Origin of the sequence: Stenotrophomonas sp. 17(2023) (assembly GCF_030345315.1) — a bacterium.
GTDB classification, from domain to species: Bacteria; Pseudomonadota; Gammaproteobacteria; order Xanthomonadales; family Xanthomonadaceae; genus Stenotrophomonas; species Stenotrophomonas acidaminiphila.
This window is the reverse complement of the sequence record NZ_CP128405.1, coordinates 2,713,048-2,738,220: the sequence shown is the minus strand read 5'-3', so window position 1 is coordinate 2,738,220 and position 25,173 is coordinate 2,713,048. Positions and strand designations below refer to the sequence as shown.

Sequence of the window (25,173 nt, the reverse complement as noted above, 5' to 3'; positions counted from 1 at the left end):
TCGCGGTCATTCCTTGGGCGGCACCACGTCCCTGGCTTCGCTGCCGAAGCTGCCCTCGGACTCGGCGGCCAGGTAGGCGAACACGGTATAGGCGGCCACGTTCTGCGCCAGCGCCTTCGGGTCGATCTTGTCCAGGGTGTCGTCGGCGGTGTGGTGCAGGTCGAAGTAGTCGGTTCCATCCTGGGCCAGCCACGCCCACGCACCGCCCTTGGCCGCCAGCGGGCCCACGTCCGGGCCTGGGCCGCCCTGGTCCGGGCGGTACTCGATGCCCAGCGGCGCCAGTACCCGGGCGATCTGCGCGGTGGCCTCCCGCGATCCGGCGGGGTTGCCCGAGCCGGTGTTGAAGGCGTAGATGCGGCCGGCACCGAAGTCGCTCTCGGCGGCGATGTGCTGCAGCGGGATTTCCCTGGCCTTCACGCGTGCGGCGGCATAGGCGAATCCGCCATGCAGGCCCTGTTCCTCGTTGGCGAAGGCAATCACCCGGATGCTGCGCCTGGGCGCCTGCCTGAGCTGGCCGATCAGGTGGCCGGCGGCCATGGTGATGCCGATGCCGGCGCCGTCATCAACTGCGCCGGTGCCCAGGTCCCAGGAGTCGAGGTGGCCGCCGATCACCACCACTTCCTTCGGCAGCTCGCGGCCGGTGATTTCGCCGATCACGTTCTGCGAGGTGTAGCTGCCGTCCCAGCCGCAGTCCAGGGTCATGCGGATCCGGGTCGGGCCGCGCGCGACCAGCCGCGCCAGCTGCTCCGCGTCGGGCACCGACAGCGCTGCCGACGGCACCGGGGTCAGGCCTTCGTCGAACCGGGTGATGCCGGTATGCGGCACGCGGTGCGAATCGGTGCCGGCCGAGCGCATGATGTAGCCGAGCGCGCCCTTGCGGATCGCCTCGGAGGGGCCGCGGCTGCGCACCGTGCCGCCGATGCCGTAGTCCTCGCCGCTGCGGCTGCGGGTCATCTGGTAGTCGATGAAGGCGATCTTGCCGGCCAGCGACCCTGCCGGTGCCGCCTTCAGCGCATCCAGGCTTTCGAAGCGCACCACCTCGCCCTCGGCGGTACCGGCCGGGCTGCCGCCCAGGGCGGTGATCGCCAGCGGCTGCGCATGCGCGCCCAGCACCTGCGCCTGCTCGCTGCGGCGCTCCCACTTGGGGAAGGTGACCGGTTCGGTCCATACCCTGTCGAAGCCCAGCGCCCTGAACTTCGCCTTGGCCCATTCCACCGCGCGCGCATCGGCTTCGCTGCCGGCCAGGCGCGGGCCGACTTCGGTGGTCAGCGATTCGACCACCTTCCAGCCGGTATCGTCGGCCAGCGCCTGCTCGCGCAGTTCCGCCGCCCTGGCGAGCGCCTGCTCGGGAATGCGGGTGGGGGCGGCCTGCACGCTGGCACAGGCGAGCACGGCGGCGATGGCGAAGGTGAGGCGGCGCATGACGGGCTCCAGGTCGGGGGCGCACCGGTGCGTGCGCGGCGGCTGCGAGGGGTTCGCAGACAAAGAAGCCGCGAGCATACGCCCGCGGCTTCCGGTGCAACCGTGCTGGAGGTCACCGCCCCGGCAGGCGCATCACTTCCTGAGGGTGTCGCGGATCTCGCGCAGCAGCAGCACTTCCTCGCTCGGCGCGGCCGGTGCAGCGGGCGCCTCTTGCTTCTTGCGCGACAGCCGGTTGACCACCTTGACCACCATGAAGATGGCGAAGGCGACGATGACGAACTGCACCACCGTGTTGATGAAGTCGCCATAGCCGACCACCACCGCCGGGATCTCGGTGCCGTCGGCGGCTACCCGCGCCGGCGCCAGCGTCCAGGCCAGCTTGGAGAAATCGACATTGCCGATCATCCAGCCGATCGGCGGCATGATCACCTTGTCCACCAGCGAGGTGACGATCTTGCCGAACGCGCCGCCGATCACGACACCGACCGCCAGGTCGATGACGTTGCCGCGCATCGCGAACTCCTTGAACTCACTGATCATTCCCACGGGTTTCTCCTGTAAAGCGTGAAGGGGGGGCAGGCACAGACTACCCCGACACCGGTCATCCGGCGATCATGCCGTCGCGGCGCGCGATGTTGCCCAGCCGCGCGCTGAAGCGGTCGCCGGGCCGCAGCGCGGCCACGCCCGCCGGAGTGCCCATGAACACCAGGTCGCCGGCGCGCAACGCATAGAGCCTGGACAGTTCGTGCAGGATTTCCGGCACGTTCCAGATCATGTTGTCCAGCGTGGAGTGCTGCCGGGTCTGGCCATTGACCTCCAGCGACAGTTCCAGCGGCGCCAGCTCGCCCACCTGCGTGGCGGGTACCAGCATGCTGACCGGTGCCGAATGATCGAAACCCTTGGCGATGTCCCACGGCCCGCCCTTGGCCTTGGCCGCGGCCTGCAGGTCGCGGCGGGTCAGGTCCAGGCCGACGCCGTACGCCAGCACCAGCGACATGGCCTGGTCGACCGGCAGCACCCCGTCCGGCGCATCCTGGCCCAGTGCGACCACCAGCTCGACTTCATGGTGCAGGTCGGAGGTGGCCGGCGGGTAGGGAACCGGCGCATCGCCGGTGACGATGGCGTCGGCCGGCTTCATGAAGAACATCGGCTGCCCACGCTCGGCAGCCGATGCAGGTGCATTGGCGCCCATCTCGCGTGCATGGTCGGCGAAGTTGCGGCCCACGCAGTAGATGCGGCGCACGGGGAAGGTGCCGCCACCGGCCACCGGGATGCGGGGAACGGGCGGAGCGGGAATCAGGTCGGTCATGGTCGGTCCGGAAACGGGGCTGGCCGCATCATGCCGGACGTCGCCGTCGCGTTGGTAGTACCGGAGGCGATGCGGGCGGTGCAGCTGGAATGCCTGCACCTCGTGCGCGGGCGGTGGTCGCGGCCGGGCCGGATGCAACACGCCCGGCAGGAGCCGGGCGCGGGTGTCCAAGCCTGGCGGGGACGCCCGGCGTCAGTGGGCGTGCGGCAGCGCCGGCTTGCGTACCACGCGGTACTCGCCATCCATCACGTTGCCGGCGGCCTTGCCCACGGCACGCGCCTTGCGCGCGGCCAGCAGCTTCCAGGTCAGGCCGACCAGGATCATCGCCGCGCCGACGAACAGCCCGGCCACGACCAGTACCGCGAGGATCGCCAGGCCCAGCAGGCCCAGCGCGATCCGCAGCAACGGGTTGCGCGGCTTGCGCGGCGCGAACAGGTTGCGGAGGGTGGCGAACTGGAAATAACGGATCTGCATGTCGGTGGTATGACGATTTGACTGGCCGAAGTATCGGTGGGGATGCGGGCCGATGAGTGAATTTGTCGTTAAATTAAGGCGCGCATTCATGCTGTCCCCTGGCCGGGCGGGCCTGGTCGGCATGCGACAATCGACGCAATTCCCTGCTGTCATGCGGTCCCGCGATGTCCATGTCCGTACCTTCCGCCGTCGAGCTGGCCCGGCTCGACGCCCTGTCCGATCCGGGGTTCCTCCTGGTGGAGGCGGTGGTCGAGGGCGATGCAGAGCCGGTGATCCTGTACCGCGAAGGCGCCCAGGTACGGGCGTGGCTCAATGTCTGCCCGCATGCCGGCCGTCCCCTCGACTGGGCGCCGGGGCAGTTCCTGAAGAGTCGCGATGGCCACCTGGTCTGCGCGGCGCACGGCGCCGCGTTCGAGCTGCAGGGAGGCAACTGCGTGTCCGGGCCGTGCAAGGGCGACGCGCTGCGCGCGGTGCCGGTGCGGGTGGAGGACGGCAGGGTGCTGCTGGGCTGATCCCGCTGCCGCGCCACGCGTGCGGCGCGGCGCTCAGAACATCAGGTTGACCATCACCACCACCACCAGCGTGTAGATCAGCGACAGCGGGCCGCCGACGCGCCACATCTCGCGCGGGGTGTACTTGGCCGGCCCCATCACCATCGAGATCACCGGGTTGGAGGCGGTCATCAGGTTGTTGGAGGCCGACAGCGCCACGATCAGCGCGAACGCGGTGGGGTTGCCGCCGGCGGCCAGCGCCAGGTTGACCGCGATCGGTACGGTGACGATGGTGGCGCCGACATGGCTGATCACCAGCGAGAACGCGGTGGTCAGCACCGCCAGCGCCAGTTCCAGCACCCAGATCGGGATGCCGGCCGGCAGCTTGTCGATGGTGTGGCCGGCGACCCAGGCCGCCGCGCCGCTGGAATCCATGGCCCAGCCCAGCGGGATCAGCCCGGCCATCATGAAGATGGTCTTCCAGTTGATCGAGGCGTAGGCCTCGTCCATGCGCAGCACGCCGGTGAGCAGCATGCCGGCCACGCCGGTGAGCAGGGTCAGCGCCACCGGCAGGTGCGAGGTCAGCGCGATGATGATGGTGATGGCGAAGATCGCCATGGCGATCTTGAACTTGTGCGGGCGCTGCTCGCCCTTGGGGTAGTCGGTGACCACCACGAAGTCGCGGCTCTCGGCGGCGGCGGCCAGGTCCTGCCAGATGCTGTGGAACACCAGCATGTCGCCGGCGCGCAGCGCCACGTTGCGCACGTCCTCGCGGATCACCTGCTTGTCGCGGTTGATCGCCAGCAGGCTGATGCCGCGTTCCTTGCGCAGCCGCAGCTGGCCGGCGGTCTTGCCGATCAGCTTCGAGGTCGGCGGGACCACCGCCTCGGAGATGCCGGCGCGGCTGGGATTGAACAGGTCGCCGAGGTTGCGCAGGCGCGAGGACATGCGCAGGAACTGGTTCTGGGCGAAGTCTGACACCAGCCGGCGCGGGCCCATCGCACCGATCACGCTGCCGACCCAGATGCGCATGTCCGCCGGCGGCGCCAGGCGGGTGTCGTTGCCGGTCTTCAGCGCCAGCAGCAGCGGCGCCTCGAACAGGCTCTCGACCTCGCTCACGGTCATCCCGACCAGCGGGCTCTCGGCGGTCACCGCCAGCTCGAACACCTCGCCCTCGATGCCGTAGGCCTTGGCGAAGTAGCTTTCGGTGCGCGCCGGGGTCTGGCCATCGCCCTCCTCGGCGCCTTCGCGGGACAGCTTGCGGTCGCCGAAGAAGCGGAAATACAGCAGCGAGGCGACCAGCAGCGCGATGCCGATCGGCAACGGCGCGAACATCCGCAGCGGCTCGATGGTGGCGGTGCCGGAGGGCAGGTTGTTGTTGGCCGAGATCAGCAGGTCGTTGAGCAGGATCAGCGGCGAGTTGCCGACCATGGTCAGGCCGCCGCCCATCACGATGGCGGCTGTGATCGGCAGCAGCAGCCGCTTGAGGGTGAGCCCGGTATGCGAGGCCAGCCGCGAGGCCACCGGCAGGTACAGCGCCATCACCGACGGGTTCTGCATGAACGACGAATTGAGCCCGGCGGTGGCGCTGGTCAACAGCAGCAGGCGCTGCTCCAGCCCGTGCGAGCGGCGCAGCAGCCAGCCGGCCAGCCGGTTCAGCGCGCCGGTGCGGTCCAGCCCGGCGCCGAGGATGGTGGTGGCGATGATGCTCATCACCGCGTTGCCGGAGAAGCCGCCGAAGATCTCCTCCGGCGCGATCAGGCCGGTGACGCCCAGCACCACCATCACCACCAGCGCCACCACGTCGGCGCGGATGCGCTCGAACAGGAACATCGCCATCGTGAAGCCGACCAGCCCGAGGACGAGCTTCATGTCGGTCGTCAGCGTGAGGGCGGTATCCATGCGTGGGCGGTTCCTTCAGTCCCGGTCAGGTGCGGTCGTAGAGCAGGTCCCAGACGCCATGGCCGAGTTTCTGGCCGCGGGTCTCGAAATGGGTCTGTGGGCGCCAGTCCGGGCGCGCCACGCTGCCGCGCGGGCCGGCGCGGTTGGTCAGGCCTGCGGTGGCGTCGAGCACGTCCCACATCTGTTCGGCGTAGTCGGCCCAGTCGGTGGCGCAGTGCAGCAGCCCCCCGGGGCGCAGCTTGCGCACCAGCAGCGCGGCGAACGCCGGCTGCACCAGGCGCCGCTTGTTGTGGCGCTTCTTGTGCCACGGGTCGGGGAAATAGATGCGTACCTCGTCCAGCGCGCCGTCTGCGATCTCCTTCTCCAGCACTTCCACCGCGTCATGGTGGTAGAGCTTGACGTTGCCGGCATCGTCGTCGGCCAGCGCGTTGAGCAGCCGGCCCACGCCCGGGGCGTGCACTTCGATGCCGATGTAATCCTTGGAGGGGTCGAAGCGCGCAGCATGGCGCAGCGCGGCGCCGTTGCCGAAGCCGATCTCCAGCACCTTGGGCGCGGCGCGGCCGAAGGTGGCATCGAGATCGCGCGGCTCGCCGTTGAAATCGATGCCGAAACGCGGCCAGCGCTCGTCGAACGCGCGCTGCTGGGCCGGGGTGAAGCGGCCCTGGCGCAGCACGAAACTGCGGATCTCGCGGCGGCCTTCGGTGACGGTGAAGGGCTTGGGCGGCGCCTTGGCGCCGGCGCTGTCGAAGGGGTTGGTCATCAGCCGATCAACCCGTCCACCGGCGAGGATGCGCTGGCGTAGCGCTTGCGCGGGATGCGCCCGGCCAGGAAGGCCTCGCGTCCGGCCTCGACCGCCTTGCGCATGGCGCTGGCCATCAGCACCGGGTTGCGCGCGCCGGCGATGGCGGTGTTCATCAGCACGCCGTCGCAGCCCAGCTCCATGGCGATGGCGGCGTCCGAGGCGGTGCCGACGCCGGCGTCGACGATGATCGGCACCCTGGCGTTCTCGATGATCTCGATCAGGTTGTAGCGGTTCTGGATGCCCAGGCCCGAACCGATCGGCGCGGCCAGCGGCATCACCGCGACGCAGCCGATTTCCTCCAGACGCTTGCACAGGATCGGGTCGTCGGAGGTGTAGACCATCACCTCGAAACCGTCCTTGACCAGCTGTTCGGCGGCCTTGAGGGTCTGCACCACGTCCGGGTACAGGGTTTTCTGGTCGCCCAGCACTTCGAGCTTGGTCAGATTGTGGCCATCGAGCAGTTCGCGTGCCAGGCGGCAGGTGCGCACCGCGTCCTCGGCGGTATAGCAGCCGGCGGTGTTGGGCAGGATGGTGTAGCGGTCCGGCGGCAGCACGTCGAGCAGGTTCGGCTCGCCGGGGTTCTGGCCGATGTTGGTGCGGCGGATGGCGACGGTGACGATCTGGGCGCCGGCGGCCTCAGTGGCCAGGCGGGTTTCTTCCAGATCCTTGAACTTGCCGGTCCCGGTCAGGAGCCGGGATGCATAACTCTTGCCGGCGATGACCAGCGGATCGGTGGGGACGTGTGCGTTCATGGGGCGATTATCGCGCATCGCGCCAGGCGCCGCCCCGTTTTCCGCTGGCGCCATCCCGCGCGGCGGTGGCATCGGTGCTTTCCGGGCGGTGTCGGCACAGGCATCGCCGCCATCGTCGCGCCGCTGTCCATGCCCGTTGCCGGTCAGCCGCCACCCAGTGCGTGCACGATCTCGACCACGTCGCCCGGGTGCAGTTGCCACTGCTCGTGCCGGCTCCGGGAAACGATTTCGCCGTTGACCTCCACCGCGACGCGGCGTTCGGCCAGGCCTTCGGCGGCCAGCAGGGCAGCCAGGGTCAGCGGTGACGGGAGCTGGCGGGTTTCGCCATTGAGCTGGATATCCATGCCGTCATTCTCGCCAGCACGGCCGCAAAAGCCCAGCCCATGCGGCAGTGCAGCGTGAGCCAGCCGTGGGGCGGTGAAAAACTAGTTCCATGCGGCAGCGTACGCTGTCGTCTTCCTCGTCCGTGCAGGAGTCTCCCCATGCGTGTCACTTCCCGTCCACTGCGCACCGCGCTCGCCCTGGCGCTGGCCGCCGCCGCCGTTCCGGCAATGGCGCAGTCCCCGTTTTCGAGGACCGTGTTCTTCGGCGACAGCCTGACCGATACCGGCTACTTCCGTCCCATCCTGGTGCAGGTCAATCCCGGCGCCTCGGCCGCCGGCCGCTTCACCACCAACCCCGGCTGGGTCTGGTCCGACTACCTGGCCAACTACTACGGCACCAATGCCCAGCCCAACGGCAACGGCCAGGTGGGCGACAACTACGCTGCCGGCGGTGCGCGCGTGGACGTGGATGTCGGCAATCCGCTGAGCCCGCTGCTGCCGCCGATTCCGTCGCTCAAGAGCCAGCTCAACAGCTACCTGGCGGCCAATGGCGGTCGCGCCGATGCCAATGCGCTCTACACCGTGTGGGGCGGCGCCAACGACGTGTTCGCGGTGGCCGGCGGCGCACCGGCGCAGGCCACCATCGGCGCGGCGGTCGCCAGCCAGGTGGGCATGGTCGCCACGCTCAAGGCGGCCGGCGCCCAGTACGTGATGGTGCCCAGCCTGCCCGACATCGGCCTGACCCCGGCCTCGCGCGCCGGTGGCCCGGTGGCGATGGCGCAGGGCACCGCGCTGGCCAAGGCCTACAACGACGCGCTGTTCGGCGGCTTGAAGCAGGCCGGCCTGCAGGTCATCCCGATCGACACCTTCGGCATCCTGCAGGAAATCGTCGCCAACCCGGGGGCATACGGCTTCAGCAACGTGTCCGGTACCGCGTGCCAGCCGCAGGTCACCGCCCAGTCGCTGACCTGCACCCCGCTGAACTACGTCACCCCCAACGCCGCCGATACCTATGTATTCGCCGATGGCGTGCACCCGACCACCGCTGCCCACCAGATCCTCGGGCAGTATTCGATCTCGGTGCTCGAGGGCCCGCGCCTGCAGCAGGTGCTCACCCATTCGGCGCAGACCACCGGCCGTGCGCGTGCCGCCCAGGTGGGCGGCCATCTCGCGGGCCGTCCGGCCGACGGCATGAGCTGGTGGGGCAACGTGCGCGGCGACATGCAGCGCTACGACCATGCCAACCTCTACGACGGCATGGCGCCGGCCGGCCTGTTCGGCATCGACTGGGCGCGCGACGGCATGGTGGTCGGCGGCTTCGCCGGCTACGGCCGGATGGACGCGGACTTCGGCAACAGCATGGGCGATTTCACCCAGTCCGATACCACCCTGGGCGTGTTTGCCGGCTGGTATGGCGACCGTGCCTGGGTCAACGGGCAGGCGAGCTACAGCTGGCTGGGCTATGACGTGACCCGCAAGGTGCAGCTGGGCCCGGCTACCCGCGAGCACAAGGGGTCGCCCGACGGCAGCAACCTGGCCGTCGCGCTCGATGCCGGCTATGAATTCGGGCAGCAGGGCGGCTTCCGCCACGGCCCGGTGGCCGGAGTGGTGTGGCAGAAGGTCAAGCTGGACGGCTACCTGGAGAGCAACCCCAGCGCCACCGCACTGGGCTATGGCAGCCAGAACGTGGATTCCACCGTCGGCCGCATCGGCTGGCAGGCGCGTTTCGACGGCGGCAGCGTCCACCCCTACGTGCAGGTCACCTACGACCATGAGTTCGAGGATGGCGGCAAGCAGGCCAGCGCCTGGCTGCAGACCATGGCCGACGTCGGTGCCTACAAGGTTCCGGGGCTGCAGTTCGACCGCAACTACGCCACCGCGGTGCTGGGTGCGCGGATGGACATGTGGGGGCTGCAGAGCAATATCGGCGTGAGCACCACCGCGGGCCAGAAGTCGGCACGCGACGCCACGCTGTTCGCCACGTTCAGCGGCGGATTCTGAGCCGGCCGCGGCGGGTTGCAGGGCGGTGCCGCATCCCGGCGCCGTCCCTGTCCCGGACCGGCATCGGGCCTGCGCGCTGCAGATTGGCATTGCGCGGCAGGCCCCGGTCCACATAGACTGCGCATCGCCGCGCGGGTGTAGCTCAATGGTAGAGCAGAAGCTTCCCAAGCTTACGACGAGGGTTCGATTCCCTTCACCCGCTCCATCTTCCAGGTGCCGCACAGGCACCGAGGCGGCAGCCCAGGGCAGGGCGTGATGTCCCGGCCTGTCTTCCAGGCCCCGCGATGAAGCTCGCCATCCTTTCCCGCAACAGCAAGCTGTACTCGACCCGCCGTCTGGTCGAGGCGGCGCGCGCGCGCGGCCACACCGTGCGCATCCTCGACCCGCTGCGCTGCTACATGCGCATCAACGCGGGCGATTTCAGCATGCACTACAAGGGCCGGCCGCTATCCGGCTTCGACGCGGTGATCCCGCGCATCGGCGCCTCCATCACCCGCTATGGCACCGCGGTGCTGCGCCAGTTCGAAATGATGGGCACGCGCACGCCCAATCCGTCCGACGCGATCCTGCGCGCACGCGACAAGCTGCGCGCGCACCAGGTGCTGGCTGCCAAAGGCATTGACATGCCGGTGACGGTGTTCGGCGACAACCCGGACGATACCCATGACCTGCTGTCCATGCTGGGGCCGCCGCCGCACGTGGTGAAGCTCAGCGAGGGCACCCAGGGCCGCGGGGTGATCCTCACCGAAAAGCTCAGCGCGTCCAAGGGCACGGTGGAGGCGCTGCGCGGGCTGTATGCCAACTTCCTGGTACAGGAGTTCATCGCCGAGGCCCAGGGTGCGGACCTGCGCTGCCTGGTCGTTGGCGACCAGGTGGTCGCGACCATGCGGCGCCAGGCCCAGGATGGCGATTTCCGCTCGAACCTGCATGCCGGCGGCAGTGCCGGCCCGGTGGTCTGCAGCCGGGCCGAGCAGCAGGTCGCGGTGCGTTCGGCCAAGGCCCTGGGGCTGGGCATCGCCGGGGTGGACATGATCCGCTCCCGGCGCGGGCCGCTGGTGCTCGAGGTGAACTCCACCCCCGGCCTGGAGGGCATCGAGAGCGTTTCCGGTGGCGACGTCGCCGGGCGGATGATCGACTACGTGGTCAACCTCAGGCGCTGAGCCCGGATTCCGAATTGCTTGCACGGATTTAACGGGTCTTTAATTCCCCCGGTCCTACGCTTGCTCCACTGCGACCAGCCCTCCTCAGCGGGTCCGGTGATCGGGAATCTTCAGGCCCTGGCGGTGTTTGCCGGGGCCTTGTTTTTATTTGCTACAGTGGGCCGAATCAGGGAGAGATTTTCCATGTTGCCAAGACTGCTGTTGTCGCTCGTTTTCATGGCGCCCATCGTTGCGGCCGCCGGGCAGCCGGAACTGCCGTTGCAGACCACGTCTGATTTCCAGGTCCAGCAGGCCAAGGTCCGTTCGGACCTGCTCGCCGGAGAGATCTACAGCGAGATAACGGCTTCGGACCGCGAGCGCGTGATCGCGGCACTTGACCGCATGTCGGGAGTGATCGGCGATGGCAGTATCGACCGCCTGTCGCCCGAGAGGAAAGTGCAGGTGTTCAACGACCAGGAGCTGGTCAACGGCGTTCTGACCAAGGCGCGTGCCGATAGTCGCCTGATCTGCAAGCGGGAAAAGCCCGTGGGCTCGCAGATGGCCACAAGGCAGTGCTTCACCGTGGCGCAACGCGAGCGCATGAAGAACGATTCTGACCGTTTCATGAGGTCCGTGCAGGGTGGCAAGGATGCGAAGGTCGGTAACTGAGCTGCCGGTAGTCGGTGGCGCTGGCATTCCGTTATGCCGATTGTGAGAATTTAATGATTGCTGTGCTGTAATCCTTAGCGTGATGGTGTTGCGCCATCTTGCACTTCCAAGACAAAGGTACCTGCACACGTGCGCATTCTCGTAATCGAAGACAACAGCGACATCGCGGCCAACCTCGGGGACTACCTCGAGGACCGCGGGCATACCGTGGATTTCGCGGCCGACGGTGTCACCGGCCTGCACCTGGCGGTGGTGCACGATTTCGATGCGATCGTGCTCGACCTGAACCTGCCGGGCATGGACGGCATCGAGGTCTGCCGCAAGCTGCGCAACGACGCGCGCAAGCAGACCCCGGTGCTCATGCTCACCGCGCGCGACTCGCTGGACAACAAGCTGGCCGGGTTCGACTCCGGTGCCGATGACTACCTGATCAAGCCGTTCGCGCTGCAGGAAGTCGAGGTGCGGCTCAACGCGCTGTCGCGCCGCGGCAAGGGCGGGCATACCCGCGTGCTGGAGACAGGCGACCTGGAGTACAACCTGGACACGCTGGAGGTTCGCCGCCAGGGCAAGCTGCTGCAGCTCAATCCGACCGCGCTGAAGATCCTGCAGGCGTTGATGGAAGCCTCGCCGGCGGTGGTCACCCGGCAGGAGCTGGAAACCCGGGTGTGGGGCGAGGAACTGCCCGATTCGGACTCCCTGCGCGTGCATATCCACGGCCTGCGCGCGGTGGTGGACAAGCCGTTCAACGCGCCGATGATCCAGACCCGCCATGGTATTGGATACCGGATCGCCGCACCCGATGCCTGAAAACGGCGCGCCGGCGGTCGTCCGCAAGCAGGGGCGGTATCGGCGGCGCCTGCGCAGCCGCATCATCGTCTCGTTCGTGCTGTTGGGCTTCTGCCTGACGGCATTGTTCGCGTTCGCCACCACCTGGGCACGGACCCGGGTGGAGAACCAGCTTGTCGAAGACGTGATGAACCGCAATCTGGATGCCTCCTGGCAGAGTTACATCCAGAGTGGTGGGCGCGAAGTGGTGGCGCCGGTGCAGCAGATGCGTGCATTCCTGTATCGCCCGGACAAACTGGAAGGGTTGCGCCGCGATTACCCCGAGTGGGAACACCTGCAGGACGGGATCCATAATTTCAGCGGCCAGGATGCGGACGGCAAGGCGTTCTCCTACAAGGTCGGGGTGCGCAAGACGGACGATGCCTGGTTTTTCGTCGCCTACGACATGAGCCAGTCGGTGCGCGGCGAGCAGCAGCTGAAGCGTGCGCTCTTCCTGTCCGTGCTGGTGTTCAGCCTGTTGTCGTGGGTGCTGGGGTGGTGGTCCGCTTCGCGGGTGATGCGGCCGGTTTCGGATCTCGCCGCGCGCCTGCAGGCCTATCGTGGAGGCAACAGCCATCCCGAACCCCTTGCGCCGCGCTTCCCCGACGATGAGGTGGGGCAGTTGGCCGTGGCGCTGGACGACTATTCCGCGCGCCTGACCGAAGTGGTGCAGCGCGACCGCGAGTTCAATGCGGACGTGAGCCATGAACTGCGCACGCCATTGGCGGTGATCCGTGGCGCGACCGAGTTGCTGCTCGCGCGCCCGGGCCTGGACGAGAAGATGCTGCAGCGCCTTCAGCGCATCCAGCGTGCCGAGCAGCAGTGCAGCGACCTGATCGGCTCGCTGCTGCTGCTCTCGCGCAACGAACGCGGGCAGGGCAGCAGCAACGTTGCCAAGGTTGCCGAGCAACTGCTCGAGGCGCACCGGGCACAGCTCGGTGGCAAGCCGCTGGAACTGGTGCTGGAGGGCGTCCGGGACCTGGTGATCGACGCGCCGGAAGCGGCGCTGTCGGTGGCGCTGGGCAACCTGATCGGCAATGCCGTGAAGTACACCCAGGAGGGCCAGGTCCGGGTGCGGGTGCTGGACGACGCGGTCGAAGTGATCGACACCGGCCCCGGGTTGAGCGAGAAGGATGCGGCGAGCCTGTTCCAGCGCGGTTACCGGGGTACCCACGCCGGCCATTCGCAGGGCGGTGGCATCGGCCTGTCCATCGTCAGCCGGCTGTGCGCGCTCTATGGCTGGCAGGTCAGCATCCGGCCCGGGGCCGAACGTGGCGTGGTCGGCAGGCTGACGTTCGCGCCCGCGGACTGAGCGCGCGGGAAGCCATCGCGCCCTGCCGCGTCAGGGTGGCGGGTTTCCGGCAGCCAGGCGCCGGTACAGGCGATCCAGTGCTTCCACCTGCGGCTGCAGGTGTTCGGGGTGCCCGTCGTTGACGATCACGTCGTCGGCCAGTTCCAGCCGCTGCGCGCGGCTGGCCTGGGCCTGGATCATGCGTGTCGCCAGGGCGGTGTCGATGCTGTCGCGCTGGAGCAGGCGGGCGTGGCGCACTGTTTCGGGGGCGTCGACCACCACGATCCGGTCCAGCCAGGGATAGGTGGCCCGGCCACCGGCTTCGGCCAGCAGCGGGACCGCGGCGATGGCATAGGGGCTTTCCGCGGCCTGGCAGGCCTCCCGCACGCGGGTGCGGATGGCCGGGTGGGTGATGGCTTCCAGTGCCCGGCGTTCCTCGTCGTTGCCGAACACGTGCTCGCGCAGTCGTGCCCGGTCGAGCGTGCCGTCGGCCAGCAGCATCGCGCTGCCGAAGCGGCGGCTGATCTGTTCAAGTGCGGGGCTGCCCGGGGCCACGACCTCGCGCGCGGCGACGTCCGCGTCGGCCACCACGATGCCCAGCGCCTCGAAGCGCCGCGTGACCTCGCTCTTGCCCGAGGCGATGCCGCCGGTAAGCCCGACGATGAACCTGCTCATGCGCAGCGTCCCGCCGCCATGGGGTGGCCGCGGTCGCCGGGCGTGGTCACGCCAGGCCGGCCCACTGCCGGTAAGCGGCGATCATCGGGTCACCCCACATGAAGACCAGCCAGCCGGCGATGGCCAGGTAGGGGCCGAACGGGATGGGCGTGGCGCGGTCGCGTCCGCGTGCGTACAGCCAGACCGAGCCGACGATGGCGCCCACCAGCGAGGACAGCAGGATGATCGGCAGGATGCCCTTCAGTCCGCACCAGGCGCCCAGCGCCGCCAGCAGCTTGAAATCGCCGTGGCCCATGCCTTCCTTGCCTGTGATCTGCTTGAACAGCCACCACACGGTCCATAGCGACAGGTAGCCCACCGCGGCACCGATCAGTGCAGGTTTGGTGGGCATGTACAGGTTGTCCATGCTGCCGATCAGGCCCAGCCACATCAGTGGCAGGGTCAGCTGGTCGGGCAGCAGCTGGGTGCGCAGGTCGATGCCGGACAGTGCGATCAGGAAGCAGGTCAGCACGATCGCACCGAAGCCCTGCCAGCCGAAGCCGAACTGCCAGACGCTGGCCAGCACCAGTACGGCGGTCAGCAGTTCAACCAGCGGGTACTGGATGGAGATCGGCGCCTGGCAATGGCGGCAGCGTCCCCGCTGCAGCAGCCAGCTGAACAGCGGGATGTTCTCGTACCAGCTCAGCTTGTGCTTGCAGTGCGGGCAATGCGACGGCTCCACCACCACGCCCGGCGGGGGGGGCTCGTAGATGTCCGGCTCACCGAGGATCTCGCGCGCATCGCGCTTCCATTGCCACTCCATGCGCCGGGGCAGGCGCAGGATCACAACGTTGAGGAAGCTGCCGATCAGCAACCCCAATCCGGCAGCGGCCGGGTAGCCGATGCCGGGATGCTGGTCGAGAAATGCCATGGGTCAATTATCCAACGGTGGAGGCGAGCTTGAAGATGGGCAGGTACATGCCGACAACCATGCTGCCGACCACGATGCCGATGAAGACCATGATCATGGGTTCGATCAGGCTGCTCAAGGCATCCACGGCATTGTTCACTTCCTGCTCGAAGTACTCCGCCACCTTGAACAGCATGGTGTCCAATGCGCCGGCTTCCTCGCCGATGGCGGTCATCTGGATCACCATGTGCGGGAACAGGTTCACCTGTTTCATCGCCATGTTCACCGGATAGCCCACCGCCACGTCGTCGCGCATGTGCAGGACGGCATCTTCATAGGTCTTGTTGCCGGTGGCGCCGGCCACGATGCCCAGCGCCTCCACCAGCGGCACGCCTGCCTTGAACGTCACTGCCGTCGTGCGTGCGAAACGGGCGATGGAGCTGTTGTGCATGATCTGGCCGATCACCGGCACCTTCAGGATCACCCTGTCCATCGCGTACTGCATCTTGGGAGAGCGCTTGTAGGCGAAGATGGAGCCGCCGATGCCCACGATCGCGACCAGCAGTATCAGCCACCACCAGCCGACCATGAAGCGCGACGCCGCCACGATCATCTGGGTGAACACGGGCAGATCGGTGCCGAAACTCTTGAAGATGTCCTCGAACTGCGGCACGACCCAGACCAGCAGCACCGCGCTGACCAGCAGGGCCACGGTGATGACCATGGCCGGGTAGAACAGGGCCTTCTTGATCTTGCCTTTCAGTGTTTCCAGGTTTTCCTGGTAATTGGCTATGGTCTCAAGCACGGTCTCGAGTACGCCGGCACCTTCGCCGGCCCGAACCAGGTTGCGGTACAGCTCATCGAACTGCACCGGGTGCTTGCCGATGGCCTCATAGAGCGAGGAGCCTCCCTCCAGATCGGCGCGGACCTGCCCGACCAGCTTCGCCATGCGCGGATTCTTGTGGCCGCTGCCGATGATCTCCAGCGAGCTCACGATGGGCACGCCGGACTTCATCATCGTCGCCATCTGCCGGCTGAAGAAGGCGATATCCTTGGATTTGATGGGCTTGCCGGCGGCACCGAACAGCGGCTTGGGCTTGGGTTTGACCACCGTAGGCATGATGCCCTGCTTGCGGAGTTCGGCGCGCAGCAGGTTGGCATTGCGGGCATCCTGTTCGCCCTTCATCTTCACGCCACGCTTGTCGGTCCCCTCCCAGACAAACGGCTGCATCTGGCTGGTGTTGCGTGCAACGGGCTCTTTGTTCACTGCGCTACGGGTAACGGACATCGATCTTCTCCCCATCCGGCCACTCCCCGGGCCGGACAACCACCGCATGGTAACTGGTCCAGCGGGGAGCGACACGTCGCGCCTCCGCCAAGCGTGCCGGTCATCACGCTCCACCCGGATGGCAGGCCCGGTGGGTCCGCGGAAGGCGCGACTGCCATCGGTTCGGGTTGGGTCTGCTCCCCGGGAGTCAGGGATGTGGCCATCCAGGGGCTAAATGTGACGCGTTGCGTCACCTTGACGGGTTTGTCGCAGAACGATCAACCCGGACTTTTCTTCCTGGTGAATGCTGCCATCATGTCGCAGGGGACATGACGGGCTGCTGCTGGCTTGGCACGTATCCTGCTGTGCAACTCCATGCCGGATGGGCGACGGTCCTCCGCGTTTCACCATCAAACCTCTAGGGGATGTACCAATGAAGAAGCTGCAGAAGGGCTTTACCCTGATCGAACTGATGATCGTGGTCGCGATCATCGCCATCCTGGCCGCCATCGCGCTGCCGGCTTACAACAACTACCGCATCCGCTCGGCCAACAACGCCTGCCTGGCCGAGGCGAAGGCCTATGCCAACTCGTGGCTGTCGGCGTCGGTGTCCTCGATGCCCATTCCTGGCTTCACTGCCAAGGCGTGCTCGAGCGGCAGCATGCCTGGCGGTACCTTTAGCCCGAAGGCCCCGGGCGACAAGGACACCACCTGCAGCAGCAGCACCGCTACCTGTACGGTTGCCCCGTAATCGGGCAGTGCAGCTGTCGTGTGTCGGAAAAACCCCTCGTACGAGGGGTTTTTTTTCGGAACGACCCCTTCTGCCCTGTGGCAGGTATTCCGTGCCGGTTCAAGTCGTGATGTCCGGACATGGCCGGATTTTGCGACGCGTATTGCGCTTTCGCCTGTAATCCGCCACGTGGAAGGAACTCTGGCCTGACTCTTGCTGTGGCTTTTCGACGATCGGTAATTTGCTGAGACACTTCCATGCGTACAGTACGTGGCTTCACCCTTATCGAGCTGATGATGGTTGTTGCGATCATTGCCGTCCTGGCGGCAATCGCATTGCCGGCATACAACAACTACCGCGTCCGTTCTGCCGAGAACGCGTGCCTGGCGGAAACCAAGAACTACGCCAGTTTCTCGCTGGTCGCGATCTACAACAACATGACCCCGGCGGCACCGACCATCTCCGCGTGCGACTCGATTTCCACGGCGACCGACATGGCGACCCCCGTCACCGGAACGCCGAAATCTCCGGGAAACAAGGGCACCACCTGCACCATGGACAACGCCAACTGCGTACTCAATTGAGTATTGCCACGGTTGGCTGGTGGCCATAGGAGGGGGGCGGCCCACGTCCGCATGGGATCGGCGTAGTCGACGTTGACGCATGTGCGACATGCGGCAGAATCCCGTCACTCGTGTATCTTCACGAACGCTCGCCGCAACTTCACGTCATCACCATGCCCACGCCCACTGGCCGGTCTCTGTTGCCTCGCCTGTTCATCACCCTGGTCATCGCGCTGGTGGCTGCATTGCCGTTCACGGCCGGGCTGCCTGGCGATTTCGTTTTCGACGATATCCCCAGCATCGTCAACAACGATGCCATCAAGCTGCAGGAGCTGAATGGCGAAAGCCTGGTGAACGTAGCCACCGCGCCCCAGATCTCCGGAAGCCTGCGGGCGCTGCCAACACTGACGTTCGCACTGGACTTCTGGCGCTCGGGTCACCTTGACCCTGCTGCCTTCAAGTCCACCAATATCCTGATCCACGCGCTGACCGCCTGCGCGCTGGCATGGTTTTTCCATGCATTGCTGCTCACCGCCGGGGTCAAGGCGGGGCGTGCCCGCTGGGCTGCCGTTGCGTTGTCCCTGGCATGGGCGCTTCATCCCCTGCAGGTCTCCTCGGTGTTGTACGTCGTGCAGCGGATGCAGACGCTGGGCACGCTTTTCCTGGTGCTGGCGCTGCTGGCGTACCTGCAGGCAAGGCGGGCCCATCTTGCGGGCCGTAGTGGGCGGACGGGCCTGCTGGCCGCGGTGCTGATGTGGGTCGTTGCCATGGGGTGCAAGGAAGACAGCGTGCTGTTTCCCGTCTATGCACTTGCACTGGAATTGACCGTGTTGGGATTCGGTGCTGCCGACGTGGCGCTTGCGTGCCGTCTGCGGCGCGGCTATCTGGCGGCCTCCGTGGCTGGCATCGTGGTCTACGCACTGATCCTGGTCCCGAATTACTGGCACTGGGAGGCCTACCCCGCACGCGACTTCTCCAGCATTGAGCGGCTCCTGACCCAGGCCCGGGTGCTGTGCATGTATTTGTGGCAGATCGTCGTGCCCATGCCGTCGCACATGCCGTTCTATTACGATTGGCTGCAGCCGTCGCGCGGCCTGCTGCAGCCGTGGACAACCCTGCCATCGATGCTCGTGGTGCTTGCCCTGGTGGTGCTGGCCTGGCGACTGCGCGCGCGCTGGCCATTGTTCTCCCTGGGCCTGCTGCTGTTCTTCGGCGCGCATCTGATCACCAGCAACGTCATCGGGCTGGAGCTGGCCTTCGAGCATCGCAATCATTTTGCGCTGATCGGGGCGGTTCTGGCGCTGGGCAGCCTGCTGGCACGTGCCGCGGTGGCCCTGCGAATGCCTGCGTGGGCCCAGGTCGTCATCTGCGTTGGCATGCTTTCGGTGCTGTGCGGCGGGCTCGTGCTGCGTGCCCGTGACTGGGCTACGCCCTATGCCTTCGCCGTCGCCAGCACGAAGCTGGCCCCTAGTTCTGGCCGTGCATGGTTCGGCCTTTGCCTGTTCCAGCTGGAAGCGGGCGGCGGGGCGGTAGCCGGCAACCCGAAGCTTGACCAGGCCATTGATGCCTGCGGCCGCGGTGCCCAGGACGCACCTTATGCATTGAACAGCTTTGTCACGCTGATGGTCCTGAAGACCCTCCGCGGTGACGTAACGCCCGAAGACTGGGCGCGCTTCCAGCAGCGCCTGGAGACCGTGAACATGAATTGGGAGAATCGGCGCGCTCCACTCGCGTTCTCCCATCACGCCAGGAACGGCGTGGCGCTGGACAAGCAGCAGATGCTGAAGGCGTTCGCCACGTTGTCCCGCAGGGTCCCGATAGCTCCATTCAACAGTGCGTCGCTAGGCTACTTCATCATGAATGACCTGGATGAGCCGGACCAGGCGATGCCGTATTTTCTGGTTGCGGTCGGTTCTGCAAATCCACTGGATCCATTTCCGTGGAGGCTTGCAGATGAACTGAGGGAAAAGAACAGGCCTGATCTTGCCGCGGAGATCATGCGGCACGCATCGGCCACGCGCGATGCGGGCGACACCGCGGTTCAGGCAGGGGACTAGCCACATGACACAAGCAAAACGAGCCCTGATCTCGGGAATCACCGGTCAGGACGGCGCCTATCTGGCGGAATTTCTGCTGGAAAAGGGCTACGAGGTCCATGGCATCAAGCGTCGTGCCTCCTCCTTCAACACCGAGCGCATCGATCACCTCTACCAGGATCCGCACGAGCCTGGCCGGCGCCTGATCCTGCACTACGGCGACCTGACCGATGCCACCAACCTGATCCGCATCATCCAGCAGGTGCAGCCCGACGAGGTCTACAACCTTGGAGCGCAGAGTCACGTGCAGGTCTCGTTCGAGACTCCCGAGTACACCGCCAACGCCGACGGGATGGGTACGCTGCGCATGCTGGAGGCCATCCGGATCCTGGGTCTCGAGTCGAAGACCCGCTTCTACCAGGCGTCCACGTCCGAGCTGTATGGACTGGTGGCGGAAACCCCGCAGACAGAGCGTACGCCGTTCCACCCGCGTTCGCCCTACGGCGTCGCCAAGCTCTACGCGTACTGGATCACGGTGAACTACCGTGAGGCATATGGCATGTATGCTTGCAACGGCATCCTGTTCAATCACGAGTCGCCCCTGCGTGGCGAGACCTTCGTGACCCGCAAGATCACCCGTGCGTTGGCGCGCATGCACCTCGGCCTGCAGGACTGCCTGTATCTCGGGAATCTGGACGCGCGCCGCGACTGGGGGCACGCCCGTGATTACGTCGAGGCGCAATGGTTGATGCTGCAGCAGGCGCAGCCGGATGATTATGTCATTGCGACCGGGGTACAGCATTCCGTGCGCGATTTCGTTTCCCGCGCCGCCCAGGAGCTGGGCGTGGCCATCGAATGGCGCGGGAACGGGGTGGATGCGCACGGCGTAGTCAGCGTCGCGCCTGCTGGCTCTGCGTTGCGGCAGGGACAGAAGGTTGTAGCCATCGATCCGCGCTATTTCCGCCCGGCGGAGGTCGATACCCTGCTGGGTGATCCAGGCAAGGCGCGCGACCAGCTCGGTTGGACGCCGCGTACCGGCTTCGATGAACTCGTGGCCGACATGATGCGGTCCGACCTCGCGCATGCAACGCGTGATGCAATGGTTGCGCAGTCGGGATATCGGGTGGCGCGGCACCACGAGTGATGAACATGAACCCCGGGTCGAAGATCTACGTTGCTGGTCATCGTGGCATGGTGGGCTCGGCGATCGTGCGCCGGTTGCTTGCGGATGGATTTTCCAATCTCGTGTTGCAGACGCGTCAAGACCTCGATCTCACCAATCAGGCGGATGTGGATGCGTTCTTTGCCAGAGAACGGCCGGATTATGTGTTCCTGGCGGCGGCAAAGGTCGGTGGCATCCATGCCAACGACACCTATCCAGCCGAGTTTCTGCGCGACAACCTCGCCATCCAGGCCAATGTGGTCCACAGTGCTTGGAAGCATTGCGCGAAAAAGCTATTGCTCTTGGGCTCTTCCTGCATCTATCCGCGCGACTGCCCGCAGCCGATCAAGGAGGATTACCTGCTGACCGGCCCGTTGGAGCCGACCAATGAGTGGTACGCCATCGCAAAGATCGCGGGTCTTAAAATGTGCCAAGCCTATCGCAAACAGTATGGTTTCGATGCGATATGTGCAATGCCAACCAATCTCTACGGGCCAGGTGACAACTACCATTCGGAGAACTCACATGTGGTGCCGGGCTTGATCCGACGTATCCATGAGGCGAAAGTGGCAGGTAAGTCGGAAGTGGTAATCTGGGGCACGGGTACGCCGCTGCGGGAATTCTTGCACGCCGACGATCTTGCCGAGGCACTTGTGCTCCTGATGCGAAAGTACAGCGAGGATGAGATAATTAACGTCGGCTCTGGCAAGGAAATCCGTATTGCGGAACTTGCTGTGCTGGTTTCCGAGGTGGTGGGCTATCGCGGATGGCTGCGCTTTGATGCTTTGAAGCCGGATGGAACGCCACGCAAGCTGTTGGATTCATCCCGGCTCGCTGAGATGGGGTGGTGTCCTTCAATCAGCTTGCGCGAAGGGCTTGAGCGTATTTATCGTGCTTGGACCGATGGCAGAGGTTGAGGCTCGACCAAGGCGCATGGGCTTGCGGGGCTGGCGTCGCGACACGCTCTGGCAAATAGCCGAGCGCGGAGTGCGTGCTGGACTGGGATTTGTGATCAGTGTGGCCATCGCGCGTAGCCTTGGTCCCGATGGTTTCGGCATCTATTCGTATGCTCTTGCAACTGTCGCTCTATTTGCTTTTATCGCCCAAGCGGGTCTAGACGCATTGCTGATCCGCGAACTGGTTCGCGCGCCGCAGCATGCTGCAAAATTACTATCAGAAGGGCTCGCGCTTCGTCTTGTCGGCGCCATATGTGCGGGCATCGCGTCCATGGCCGCGGCTTTGCTTGTCTCGTCGGCAGGCATGCGGCAAGCGACACCACTTGTGGTCATTTTTGCAATCGCTGGCATGCTGCAGTCAGGATGGGTGGCTGAGTCTTGGCTGCAGGCGAACCGCTGTTTCTCGGATACGGCGCGAATCAAGATCATTACTTACGTCTTTACTGCCAGCCTAAGGCTTGGGGCATTGCTGTTTGCATCGCCTCTGATCCCACTAGCTACAGTTTCCTTGATTGAAGTGCTTATTATCGGGGTATTGCTATGGCGTGCCTCGAAACGCCGAATTTCGCTCGGCTTCGGTGCACTGTCGCTCCCCAATCCTCGGCGCGCAATCTTATTGGCACGCCTTGCGTCACCGATGCTTTTTTCGGCATTTGCCATTGCCATTTACAGTCGTATCGACATCTTTATGCTGGGATACATGCTCGGTGGCGATGCTGTTGGTCTTTACAGTGCCGGCACCATGCTCTCGGAAGGGCTTTATCTAGTGCCCGCTGCCGTAATGGCGGCAGTGGCGCCGCGACTGGCCGACCTTTATCTGCATGATCGCCAGGCCTTCGATGTAGGTGTGCACAGTTTCCTGCGGATTCTCTCGCTCAGCGGTCTATTCTTTGCAGCGATCACAACACTACTGGCGCCGTATGCCATTTTTCTGTTGTTTGGTGATCGCTATGCGCCAGCGGCGGGCGTATTGCAGATACATGTCTGGTCTACGTGGGCTGTCTTCCTGAGTTGCGCCAGTGATCCGTGGTATATCAATCATGATCTGCGGCGCTTCTATCTGATCAAGACCTCGGTCGCAGCCGTCCTCAATATCCTGCTCAATTTTGTATTAATTCCTGCCTGGGGGATCAATGGTGCCGCCTGGGCAACCACGATTTCCTACATCACCTCCGCGCTCCTCGTTGGAGCCTGCTTCACAGATACGCGGGTACTGTTTGTTATTCAACTGCGGGCAACGATGGGCCTTTCGCATCCTGCACGTATCAAGGAAACCCAATGAAAGAGCATGGTGCCTATACAGAAGAAGAGGCTGCCTCCTATGAAGCAGACCGGGCAGTTGAGCCGCTCTGGCACATCGAAAATGCCTACGTTCGCGACCTCGTGATGCGCCGGTGTGATGTGTCGATCCTCGACGTGCCTATCGGGACTGGTCGCTTCTTGGAATTCTATGGCGACAGGAAGGTCAGTGGCGTCGACCTGTCCCAATCGATGCTCGACATGGCGCAAGAGCGCGCAGCTTACTTGGGCATCCGTGACATAACCCTGATGAAAGGCAGTGTGGTCCAGCTGCCTTTCTCTGATGGGGAATTTGACCTGGTAGTATGTTGGCGTTTATTGCACCTACTGCCGCCTGAATCGCTTGCTCCAGCGCTGATCAGCATGGCCCGAGTATGTCGGGGCACTTTGTGCGTACAAGTGTATGAGCGCGCCACTTTCCTGAGACGAGTGGTCGCCAAGACTGTACGATGGGTGCGTCGAATAGGATTGATTGCCGCGCGTAAGCGAAAGTTGACGCCTTGGAGCCACATCTATGCATACAGTCATACACGCCAAGATGTCGAATCCGCTGCCCAGGCTGCTGGGCTGGGGTTGCCGACTATTTGCGACAATCTAGGCTCCTACGAAGGTACCAATGTGATCGTTTTGCAGTGGATACGTGAATGAAATCATTCGCGACGGGAATTTCAAATATTTTTGCAGCTGTACGGGAAGTTCCTATCAAGGATTGCGTGCATTACTGTGCCTATCGTTACGGTCGCGACGAGCCGAATCCGTACGAGCGCTATGCTGTCTCACTTGCTAGAAAAGTACCGGTTGCCGAAATCCGTGCAGCTTTTGTCGATGCCGTATCCAGGTACCGGCCACGCAACCTTGGCGAGGCTTTAGGTGCACAGCTCTCAAAGTCTTACCCTCTCTGGTGGCTGCCTTGGCGCACACCCAGGCAAGTGAAACAATCATCCGGCTGGGTTGATACTCCTAATGAGGTTGTTGACATCATGACCCATTTCGCCGAGGAAGGTGTGCCGCGTGGTCTACTGGAAAATGAGTTTCATTGGCATGAGAGTGCTTTTTTGAGTATCAGGGACAGGGGGTATCTTCCGGATAGCTATGGCTATATCACTGCTAGAGAGTTGCAGGCGGAGAGGACTTCATATCTTCTGATCGATGGTAATCACCGGCTCAGTTCACTGTCTGCACTCGGCAGTGAGTTCGTCAGGGTGAAATTGCCGCGCGGAACTAGAATTGTCCGTTCAGATGCGGAGAAGTGGCCGTTAGTCCGTGCTGGTATGATGACCTTGGATGACGCACTTTCAATTTTTGATGCTTATCAGGTCGGTAATCGCTCGCCCATATCGACGGAGCCGGCGAAAATAGCCTATTGATAATCAGAAGGCGAACTGATGTCGAACAAATTCGTACATCTCTGGCTTCCACCTGTGCTGCGAACAGCGGTAAATCGCCTAATGGGTGCCCGCATAATTTATCGGGGGGAATTCGCATCGTGGAGCGAAGCATGCGGATCGTCCTCTGGATATGATCATGGGGCAATCCTTCGGCGCATTTCCGATGCGACACAGCGTGTGCTGCGCGGCGAAGCGCGCTATGAACAGGATGGCATCACATTCCGAGGGGAGCCGCCCGCATCCCATGCACTTTCGGGATTGATGTTGGCAGCAGGTCGCCGTAGCGGACATCTTTCGGTGCTTGATTTCGGTGGCGGCCTTGGTTCTCACTATCTACGCTGGCGCCCACTTCTGGAGTGCCTGCCGAGCCTGCGCTGGGCCATCGTCGAGCAACCCTGTTTCGCCGCAGAGGGAAGCAGGTTGTTTGCGTCCGAGCCGTCTGTCTCGTTCCATGAAAGTGTGGCCCAGGTTGAATCGCGGCCAAGTGCGATCCTGGCCTCTAGTGTCCTGCAATATCTTCCAAACCCTCATGTCGTGCTACATGAGCTGGTTGCACTGGGCGCCGAAATTATCGTGCTCGATCGTATGCCCTACGGGGACAGGGAGGTGATTGCCACACAGTTTGTGCCGGTGAACATGGGGGGGGCAAGTTATCCGATACGGATACTATCGCGCAAGGCGATCCATGGCTTGCTGGGGGGCGCATATGGACTGGTCGCTGAATTTGATGCTCCCGACCAGCCATTCCGGATTTCCGGGGTGAGCGCAACCTACCACGGTTCCATTTGGCTGCGTCGAACGTGAATCC

At 64.8% G+C, this 25,173-nt stretch carries 25 protein-coding genes, 1 tRNA gene and 1 pseudogene; 16 read left to right on the top strand and 11 right to left on the bottom strand.

Annotation, left to right across the window (positions count from 1 at the left end):
• Positions 1–6: 6 nt before the first annotated feature.
• From QQA12_RS12380 to QQA12_RS12365, 4 genes are all read right to left on the bottom strand, one after another.
• The gene (locus QQA12_RS12380) at positions 7–1,422 is read right to left on the bottom strand and encodes a M28 family peptidase (RefSeq protein ID WP_182212752.1); all 1,416 of its coding nucleotides are present in this window, start codon (positions 1,420–1,422) and stop codon (positions 7–9) included.
• A 132-nt stretch (positions 1,423–1,554) separates the two neighbouring features.
• On the bottom strand, positions 1,555–1,968 hold the full coding sequence (gene mscL, locus QQA12_RS12375) for a large-conductance mechanosensitive channel protein MscL (protein WP_056931216.1): 414 nt from the start codon (positions 1,966–1,968) through the stop codon (positions 1,555–1,557).
• Between the two features lie 55 nt (positions 1,969–2,023).
• Complete coding sequence (locus tag QQA12_RS12370) at positions 2,024–2,731, bottom strand: fumarylacetoacetate hydrolase family protein (protein WP_182212753.1); 708 nt, start codon at positions 2,729–2,731, stop codon at positions 2,024–2,026.
• A 192-nt stretch (positions 2,732–2,923) separates the two neighbouring features.
• The gene (locus QQA12_RS12365; RefSeq protein WP_054667274.1) at positions 2,924–3,205 is read right to left on the bottom strand and encodes a hypothetical protein; all 282 of its coding nucleotides are present in this window, start codon (positions 3,203–3,205) and stop codon (positions 2,924–2,926) included.
• A 170-nt stretch (positions 3,206–3,375) separates the two neighbouring features.
• Between QQA12_RS12365 and QQA12_RS12360 the strand changes: the two genes are divergently transcribed.
• Positions 3,376–3,717, top strand: coding sequence for a Rieske (2Fe-2S) protein (locus QQA12_RS12360; protein WP_054668752.1), 342 nt, complete (start codon positions 3,376–3,378; stop codon positions 3,715–3,717).
• A gap of 33 nt (positions 3,718–3,750) precedes the next feature.
• Here the strand turns inward: QQA12_RS12360 and QQA12_RS12355 are convergent, their stop codons facing one another.
• The 4 genes from QQA12_RS12355 to thiS all read right to left on the bottom strand — a co-directional run bounded on the left by QQA12_RS12355 (position 3,751) and on the right by thiS (position 7,496).
• Positions 3,751–5,598 carry an SLC13 family permease gene (locus QQA12_RS12355; protein ID WP_056931218.1) on the bottom strand — a complete coding sequence of 616 codons (1,848 nt, stop codon included), beginning with the start codon at positions 5,596–5,598 and terminating at the stop codon, positions 3,751–3,753.
• 25 nt (positions 5,599–5,623) lie between these two features.
• Positions 5,624–6,358 (bottom strand): tRNA (guanosine(46)-N7)-methyltransferase TrmB, encoded by a 735-nt coding sequence (trmB, locus tag QQA12_RS12350; RefSeq protein WP_054667272.1) that lies wholly within the window; start codon positions 6,356–6,358, stop codon positions 5,624–5,626.
• Entirely contained in the window at positions 6,358–7,152 is a 795-nt protein-coding gene (locus QQA12_RS12345; RefSeq protein WP_226049463.1) for a thiazole synthase, read from the bottom strand. Before QQA12_RS12345 ends, trmB begins: the two co-directional genes overlap by 1 nt.
• Before the next feature lie 143 nt (positions 7,153–7,295).
• The gene (gene thiS / locus QQA12_RS12340) at positions 7,296–7,496 is read right to left on the bottom strand and encodes a sulfur carrier protein ThiS (RefSeq protein ID WP_056931221.1); all 201 of its coding nucleotides are present in this window, start codon (positions 7,494–7,496) and stop codon (positions 7,296–7,298) included.
• Positions 7,497–7,634: 138 nt separating this feature from the next.
• Between thiS and QQA12_RS12335 the strand changes: the two genes are divergently transcribed.
• The 6 genes from QQA12_RS12335 (at position 7,635) to QQA12_RS12310 (ending at position 13,421) form a co-directional block, all read left to right on the top strand.
• A complete protein-coding gene (locus QQA12_RS12335) occupies positions 7,635–9,476 on the top strand; it encodes an autotransporter domain-containing protein (RefSeq protein ID WP_226049462.1) in 1,842 nt (613 codons plus the stop codon).
• A 131-nt stretch (positions 9,477–9,607) separates the two neighbouring features.
• Positions 9,608–9,681: transfer RNA gene (locus QQA12_RS12330), tRNA-Gly, on the top strand.
• Positions 9,682–9,760: 79 nt separating this feature from the next.
• Positions 9,761–10,636: a 30S ribosomal protein S6--L-glutamate ligase gene (gene rimK, locus QQA12_RS12325; RefSeq protein ID WP_056931223.1), complete on the top strand. Its 876-nt coding sequence runs from the start codon at positions 9,761–9,763 to the stop codon at positions 10,634–10,636.
• A 183-nt stretch (positions 10,637–10,819) separates the two neighbouring features.
• On the top strand, positions 10,820–11,284 hold the full coding sequence (locus tag QQA12_RS12320) for a hypothetical protein (protein WP_226049461.1): 465 nt from the start codon (positions 10,820–10,822) through the stop codon (positions 11,282–11,284).
• Positions 11,285–11,413: 129 nt separating this feature from the next.
• Positions 11,414–12,091, top strand: coding sequence for a response regulator transcription factor (locus QQA12_RS12315; protein ID WP_054667261.1), 678 nt, complete (start codon positions 11,414–11,416; stop codon positions 12,089–12,091).
• Positions 12,084–13,421, top strand: a complete 1,338-nt coding sequence (locus tag QQA12_RS12310; protein WP_226049460.1) for a HAMP domain-containing sensor histidine kinase — start codon at positions 12,084–12,086, stop codon at positions 13,419–13,421. The genes QQA12_RS12315 and QQA12_RS12310 overlap by 8 nt, the downstream gene beginning before the upstream one ends.
• Positions 13,422–13,451: 30 nt before the next feature.
• On the opposite strand, the gene coaE is transcribed toward QQA12_RS12310, so the two are convergent.
• The 3 genes from coaE to QQA12_RS12295 are packed head-to-tail and all read right to left on the bottom strand — an operon-like array spanning position 13,452 to position 16,252.
• Positions 13,452–14,075: a dephospho-CoA kinase gene (gene coaE, locus QQA12_RS12305; RefSeq protein WP_182212757.1), complete on the bottom strand. Its 624-nt coding sequence runs from the start codon at positions 14,073–14,075 to the stop codon at positions 13,452–13,454.
• Positions 14,076–14,121: 46 nt separating this feature from the next.
• Positions 14,122–14,985 carry an A24 family peptidase gene (locus QQA12_RS12300; RefSeq protein WP_054667255.1) on the bottom strand — a complete coding sequence of 288 codons (864 nt, stop codon included), beginning with the start codon at positions 14,983–14,985 and terminating at the stop codon, positions 14,122–14,124.
• A gap of 7 nt (positions 14,986–14,992) precedes the next feature.
• A complete protein-coding gene (locus QQA12_RS12295; protein WP_226049459.1) occupies positions 14,993–16,252 on the bottom strand; it encodes a type II secretion system F family protein in 1,260 nt (419 codons plus the stop codon).
• Positions 16,253–16,664: 412 nt separating this feature from the next.
• Here QQA12_RS12295 and QQA12_RS12290 point away from each other — a divergent pair.
• The 9 genes and pseudogenes from QQA12_RS12290 to QQA12_RS12250 form a co-directional block, all read left to right on the top strand.
• Positions 16,665–16,757, top strand: a pseudogene (locus QQA12_RS12290) (prepilin-type N-terminal cleavage/methylation domain-containing protein); the annotation flags it as partial.
• Positions 16,758–17,218: 461 nt separating this feature from the next.
• On the top strand, positions 17,219–17,545 hold the full coding sequence (locus QQA12_RS12285; protein WP_289211189.1) for a prepilin-type N-terminal cleavage/methylation domain-containing protein: 327 nt from the start codon (positions 17,219–17,221) through the stop codon (positions 17,543–17,545).
• A 110-nt stretch (positions 17,546–17,655) separates the two neighbouring features.
• Positions 17,656–19,581 carry a hypothetical protein gene (locus tag QQA12_RS12280; protein ID WP_226049458.1) on the top strand — a complete coding sequence of 642 codons (1,926 nt, stop codon included), beginning with the start codon at positions 17,656–17,658 and terminating at the stop codon, positions 19,579–19,581.
• 4 nt (positions 19,582–19,585) lie between these two features.
• Entirely contained in the window at positions 19,586–20,704 is a 1,119-nt protein-coding gene (gmd, locus tag QQA12_RS12275; RefSeq protein ID WP_226049457.1) for a GDP-mannose 4,6-dehydratase, read from the top strand.
• A 5-nt stretch (positions 20,705–20,709) separates the two neighbouring features.
• Positions 20,710–21,639, top strand: coding sequence for an NAD-dependent epimerase/dehydratase family protein (locus QQA12_RS12270; protein WP_226049456.1), 930 nt, complete (start codon positions 20,710–20,712; stop codon positions 21,637–21,639).
• A complete protein-coding gene (locus QQA12_RS12265; RefSeq protein WP_226049455.1) occupies positions 21,599–22,960 on the top strand; it encodes a flippase in 1,362 nt (453 codons plus the stop codon). Before QQA12_RS12270 ends, QQA12_RS12265 begins: the two co-directional genes overlap by 41 nt.
• Positions 22,957–23,625: a class I SAM-dependent methyltransferase gene (locus QQA12_RS12260; RefSeq protein WP_226049454.1), complete on the top strand. Its 669-nt coding sequence runs from the start codon at positions 22,957–22,959 to the stop codon at positions 23,623–23,625. Before QQA12_RS12265 ends, QQA12_RS12260 begins: the two co-directional genes overlap by 4 nt.
• Entirely contained in the window at positions 23,622–24,344 is a 723-nt protein-coding gene (locus tag QQA12_RS12255; protein WP_226049453.1) for a hypothetical protein, read from the top strand. Before QQA12_RS12260 ends, QQA12_RS12255 begins: the two co-directional genes overlap by 4 nt.
• 18 nt (positions 24,345–24,362) lie before the next feature.
• On the top strand, positions 24,363–25,169 hold the full coding sequence (locus QQA12_RS12250) for a methyltransferase, TIGR04325 family (RefSeq protein WP_226049452.1): 807 nt from the start codon (positions 24,363–24,365) through the stop codon (positions 25,167–25,169).
• Positions 25,170–25,173: the final 4 nt, after the last annotated feature.

Excerpts from the sequence above, each read along its gene's own strand:
- QQA12_RS12380 (WP_182212752.1), bottom strand. The coding sequence starts at position 1,422 with ATGCGCCGCCTCACCTTCGCCATCGCCGCCGTGCTCGCCTGTGCCAGC.
- QQA12_RS12335 (WP_226049462.1), top strand. The coding sequence starts at position 7,635 with ATGCGTGTCACTTCCCGTCCACTGCGCACCGCGCTCGCCCTGGCGCTG.
- QQA12_RS12250 (WP_226049452.1), top strand. The coding sequence starts at position 24,363 with ATGTCGAACAAATTCGTACATCTCTGGCTTCCACCTGTGCTGCGAACA.
- QQA12_RS12255 (WP_226049453.1), top strand. The coding sequence starts at position 23,622 with ATGAAATCATTCGCGACGGGAATTTCAAATATTTTTGCAGCTGTACGG.
- coaE (WP_182212757.1), bottom strand. The coding sequence starts at position 14,075 with ATGAGCAGGTTCATCGTCGGGCTTACCGGCGGCATCGCCTCGGGCAAG.
- QQA12_RS12320 (WP_226049461.1), top strand. The coding sequence starts at position 10,820 with ATGTTGCCAAGACTGCTGTTGTCGCTCGTTTTCATGGCGCCCATCGTT.
- QQA12_RS12360 (WP_054668752.1), top strand. The coding sequence starts at position 3,376 with ATGTCCGTACCTTCCGCCGTCGAGCTGGCCCGGCTCGACGCCCTGTCC.
- QQA12_RS12365 (WP_054667274.1), bottom strand. The coding sequence starts at position 3,205 with ATGCAGATCCGTTATTTCCAGTTCGCCACCCTCCGCAACCTGTTCGCG.
- QQA12_RS12310 (WP_226049460.1), top strand. The coding sequence starts at position 12,084 with ATGCCTGAAAACGGCGCGCCGGCGGTCGTCCGCAAGCAGGGGCGGTAT.
- gmd (WP_226049457.1), top strand. The coding sequence starts at position 19,586 with ATGACACAAGCAAAACGAGCCCTGATCTCGGGAATCACCGGTCAGGAC.
- QQA12_RS12285 (WP_289211189.1), top strand. The coding sequence starts at position 17,219 with ATGCGTACAGTACGTGGCTTCACCCTTATCGAGCTGATGATGGTTGTT.
- QQA12_RS12345 (WP_226049463.1), bottom strand. The coding sequence starts at position 7,152 with ATGAACGCACACGTCCCCACCGATCCGCTGGTCATCGCCGGCAAGAGT.
- trmB (WP_054667272.1), bottom strand. The coding sequence starts at position 6,358 with ATGACCAACCCCTTCGACAGCGCCGGCGCCAAGGCGCCGCCCAAGCCC.
- thiS (WP_056931221.1), bottom strand. The coding sequence starts at position 7,496 with ATGGATATCCAGCTCAATGGCGAAACCCGCCAGCTCCCGTCACCGCTG.
- rimK (WP_056931223.1), top strand. The coding sequence starts at position 9,761 with ATGAAGCTCGCCATCCTTTCCCGCAACAGCAAGCTGTACTCGACCCGC.
- QQA12_RS12355 (WP_056931218.1), bottom strand. The coding sequence starts at position 5,598 with ATGGATACCGCCCTCACGCTGACGACCGACATGAAGCTCGTCCTCGGG.
- QQA12_RS12370 (WP_182212753.1), bottom strand. The coding sequence starts at position 2,731 with ATGACCGACCTGATTCCCGCTCCGCCCGTTCCCCGCATCCCGGTGGCC.
- QQA12_RS12270 (WP_226049456.1), top strand. The coding sequence starts at position 20,710 with ATGAACCCCGGGTCGAAGATCTACGTTGCTGGTCATCGTGGCATGGTG.
- QQA12_RS12300 (WP_054667255.1), bottom strand. The coding sequence starts at position 14,985 with ATGGCATTTCTCGACCAGCATCCCGGCATCGGCTACCCGGCCGCTGCC.
- QQA12_RS12295 (WP_226049459.1), bottom strand. The coding sequence starts at position 16,252 with ATGTCCGTTACCCGTAGCGCAGTGAACAAAGAGCCCGTTGCACGCAAC.
- QQA12_RS12260 (WP_226049454.1), top strand. The coding sequence starts at position 22,957 with ATGAAAGAGCATGGTGCCTATACAGAAGAAGAGGCTGCCTCCTATGAA.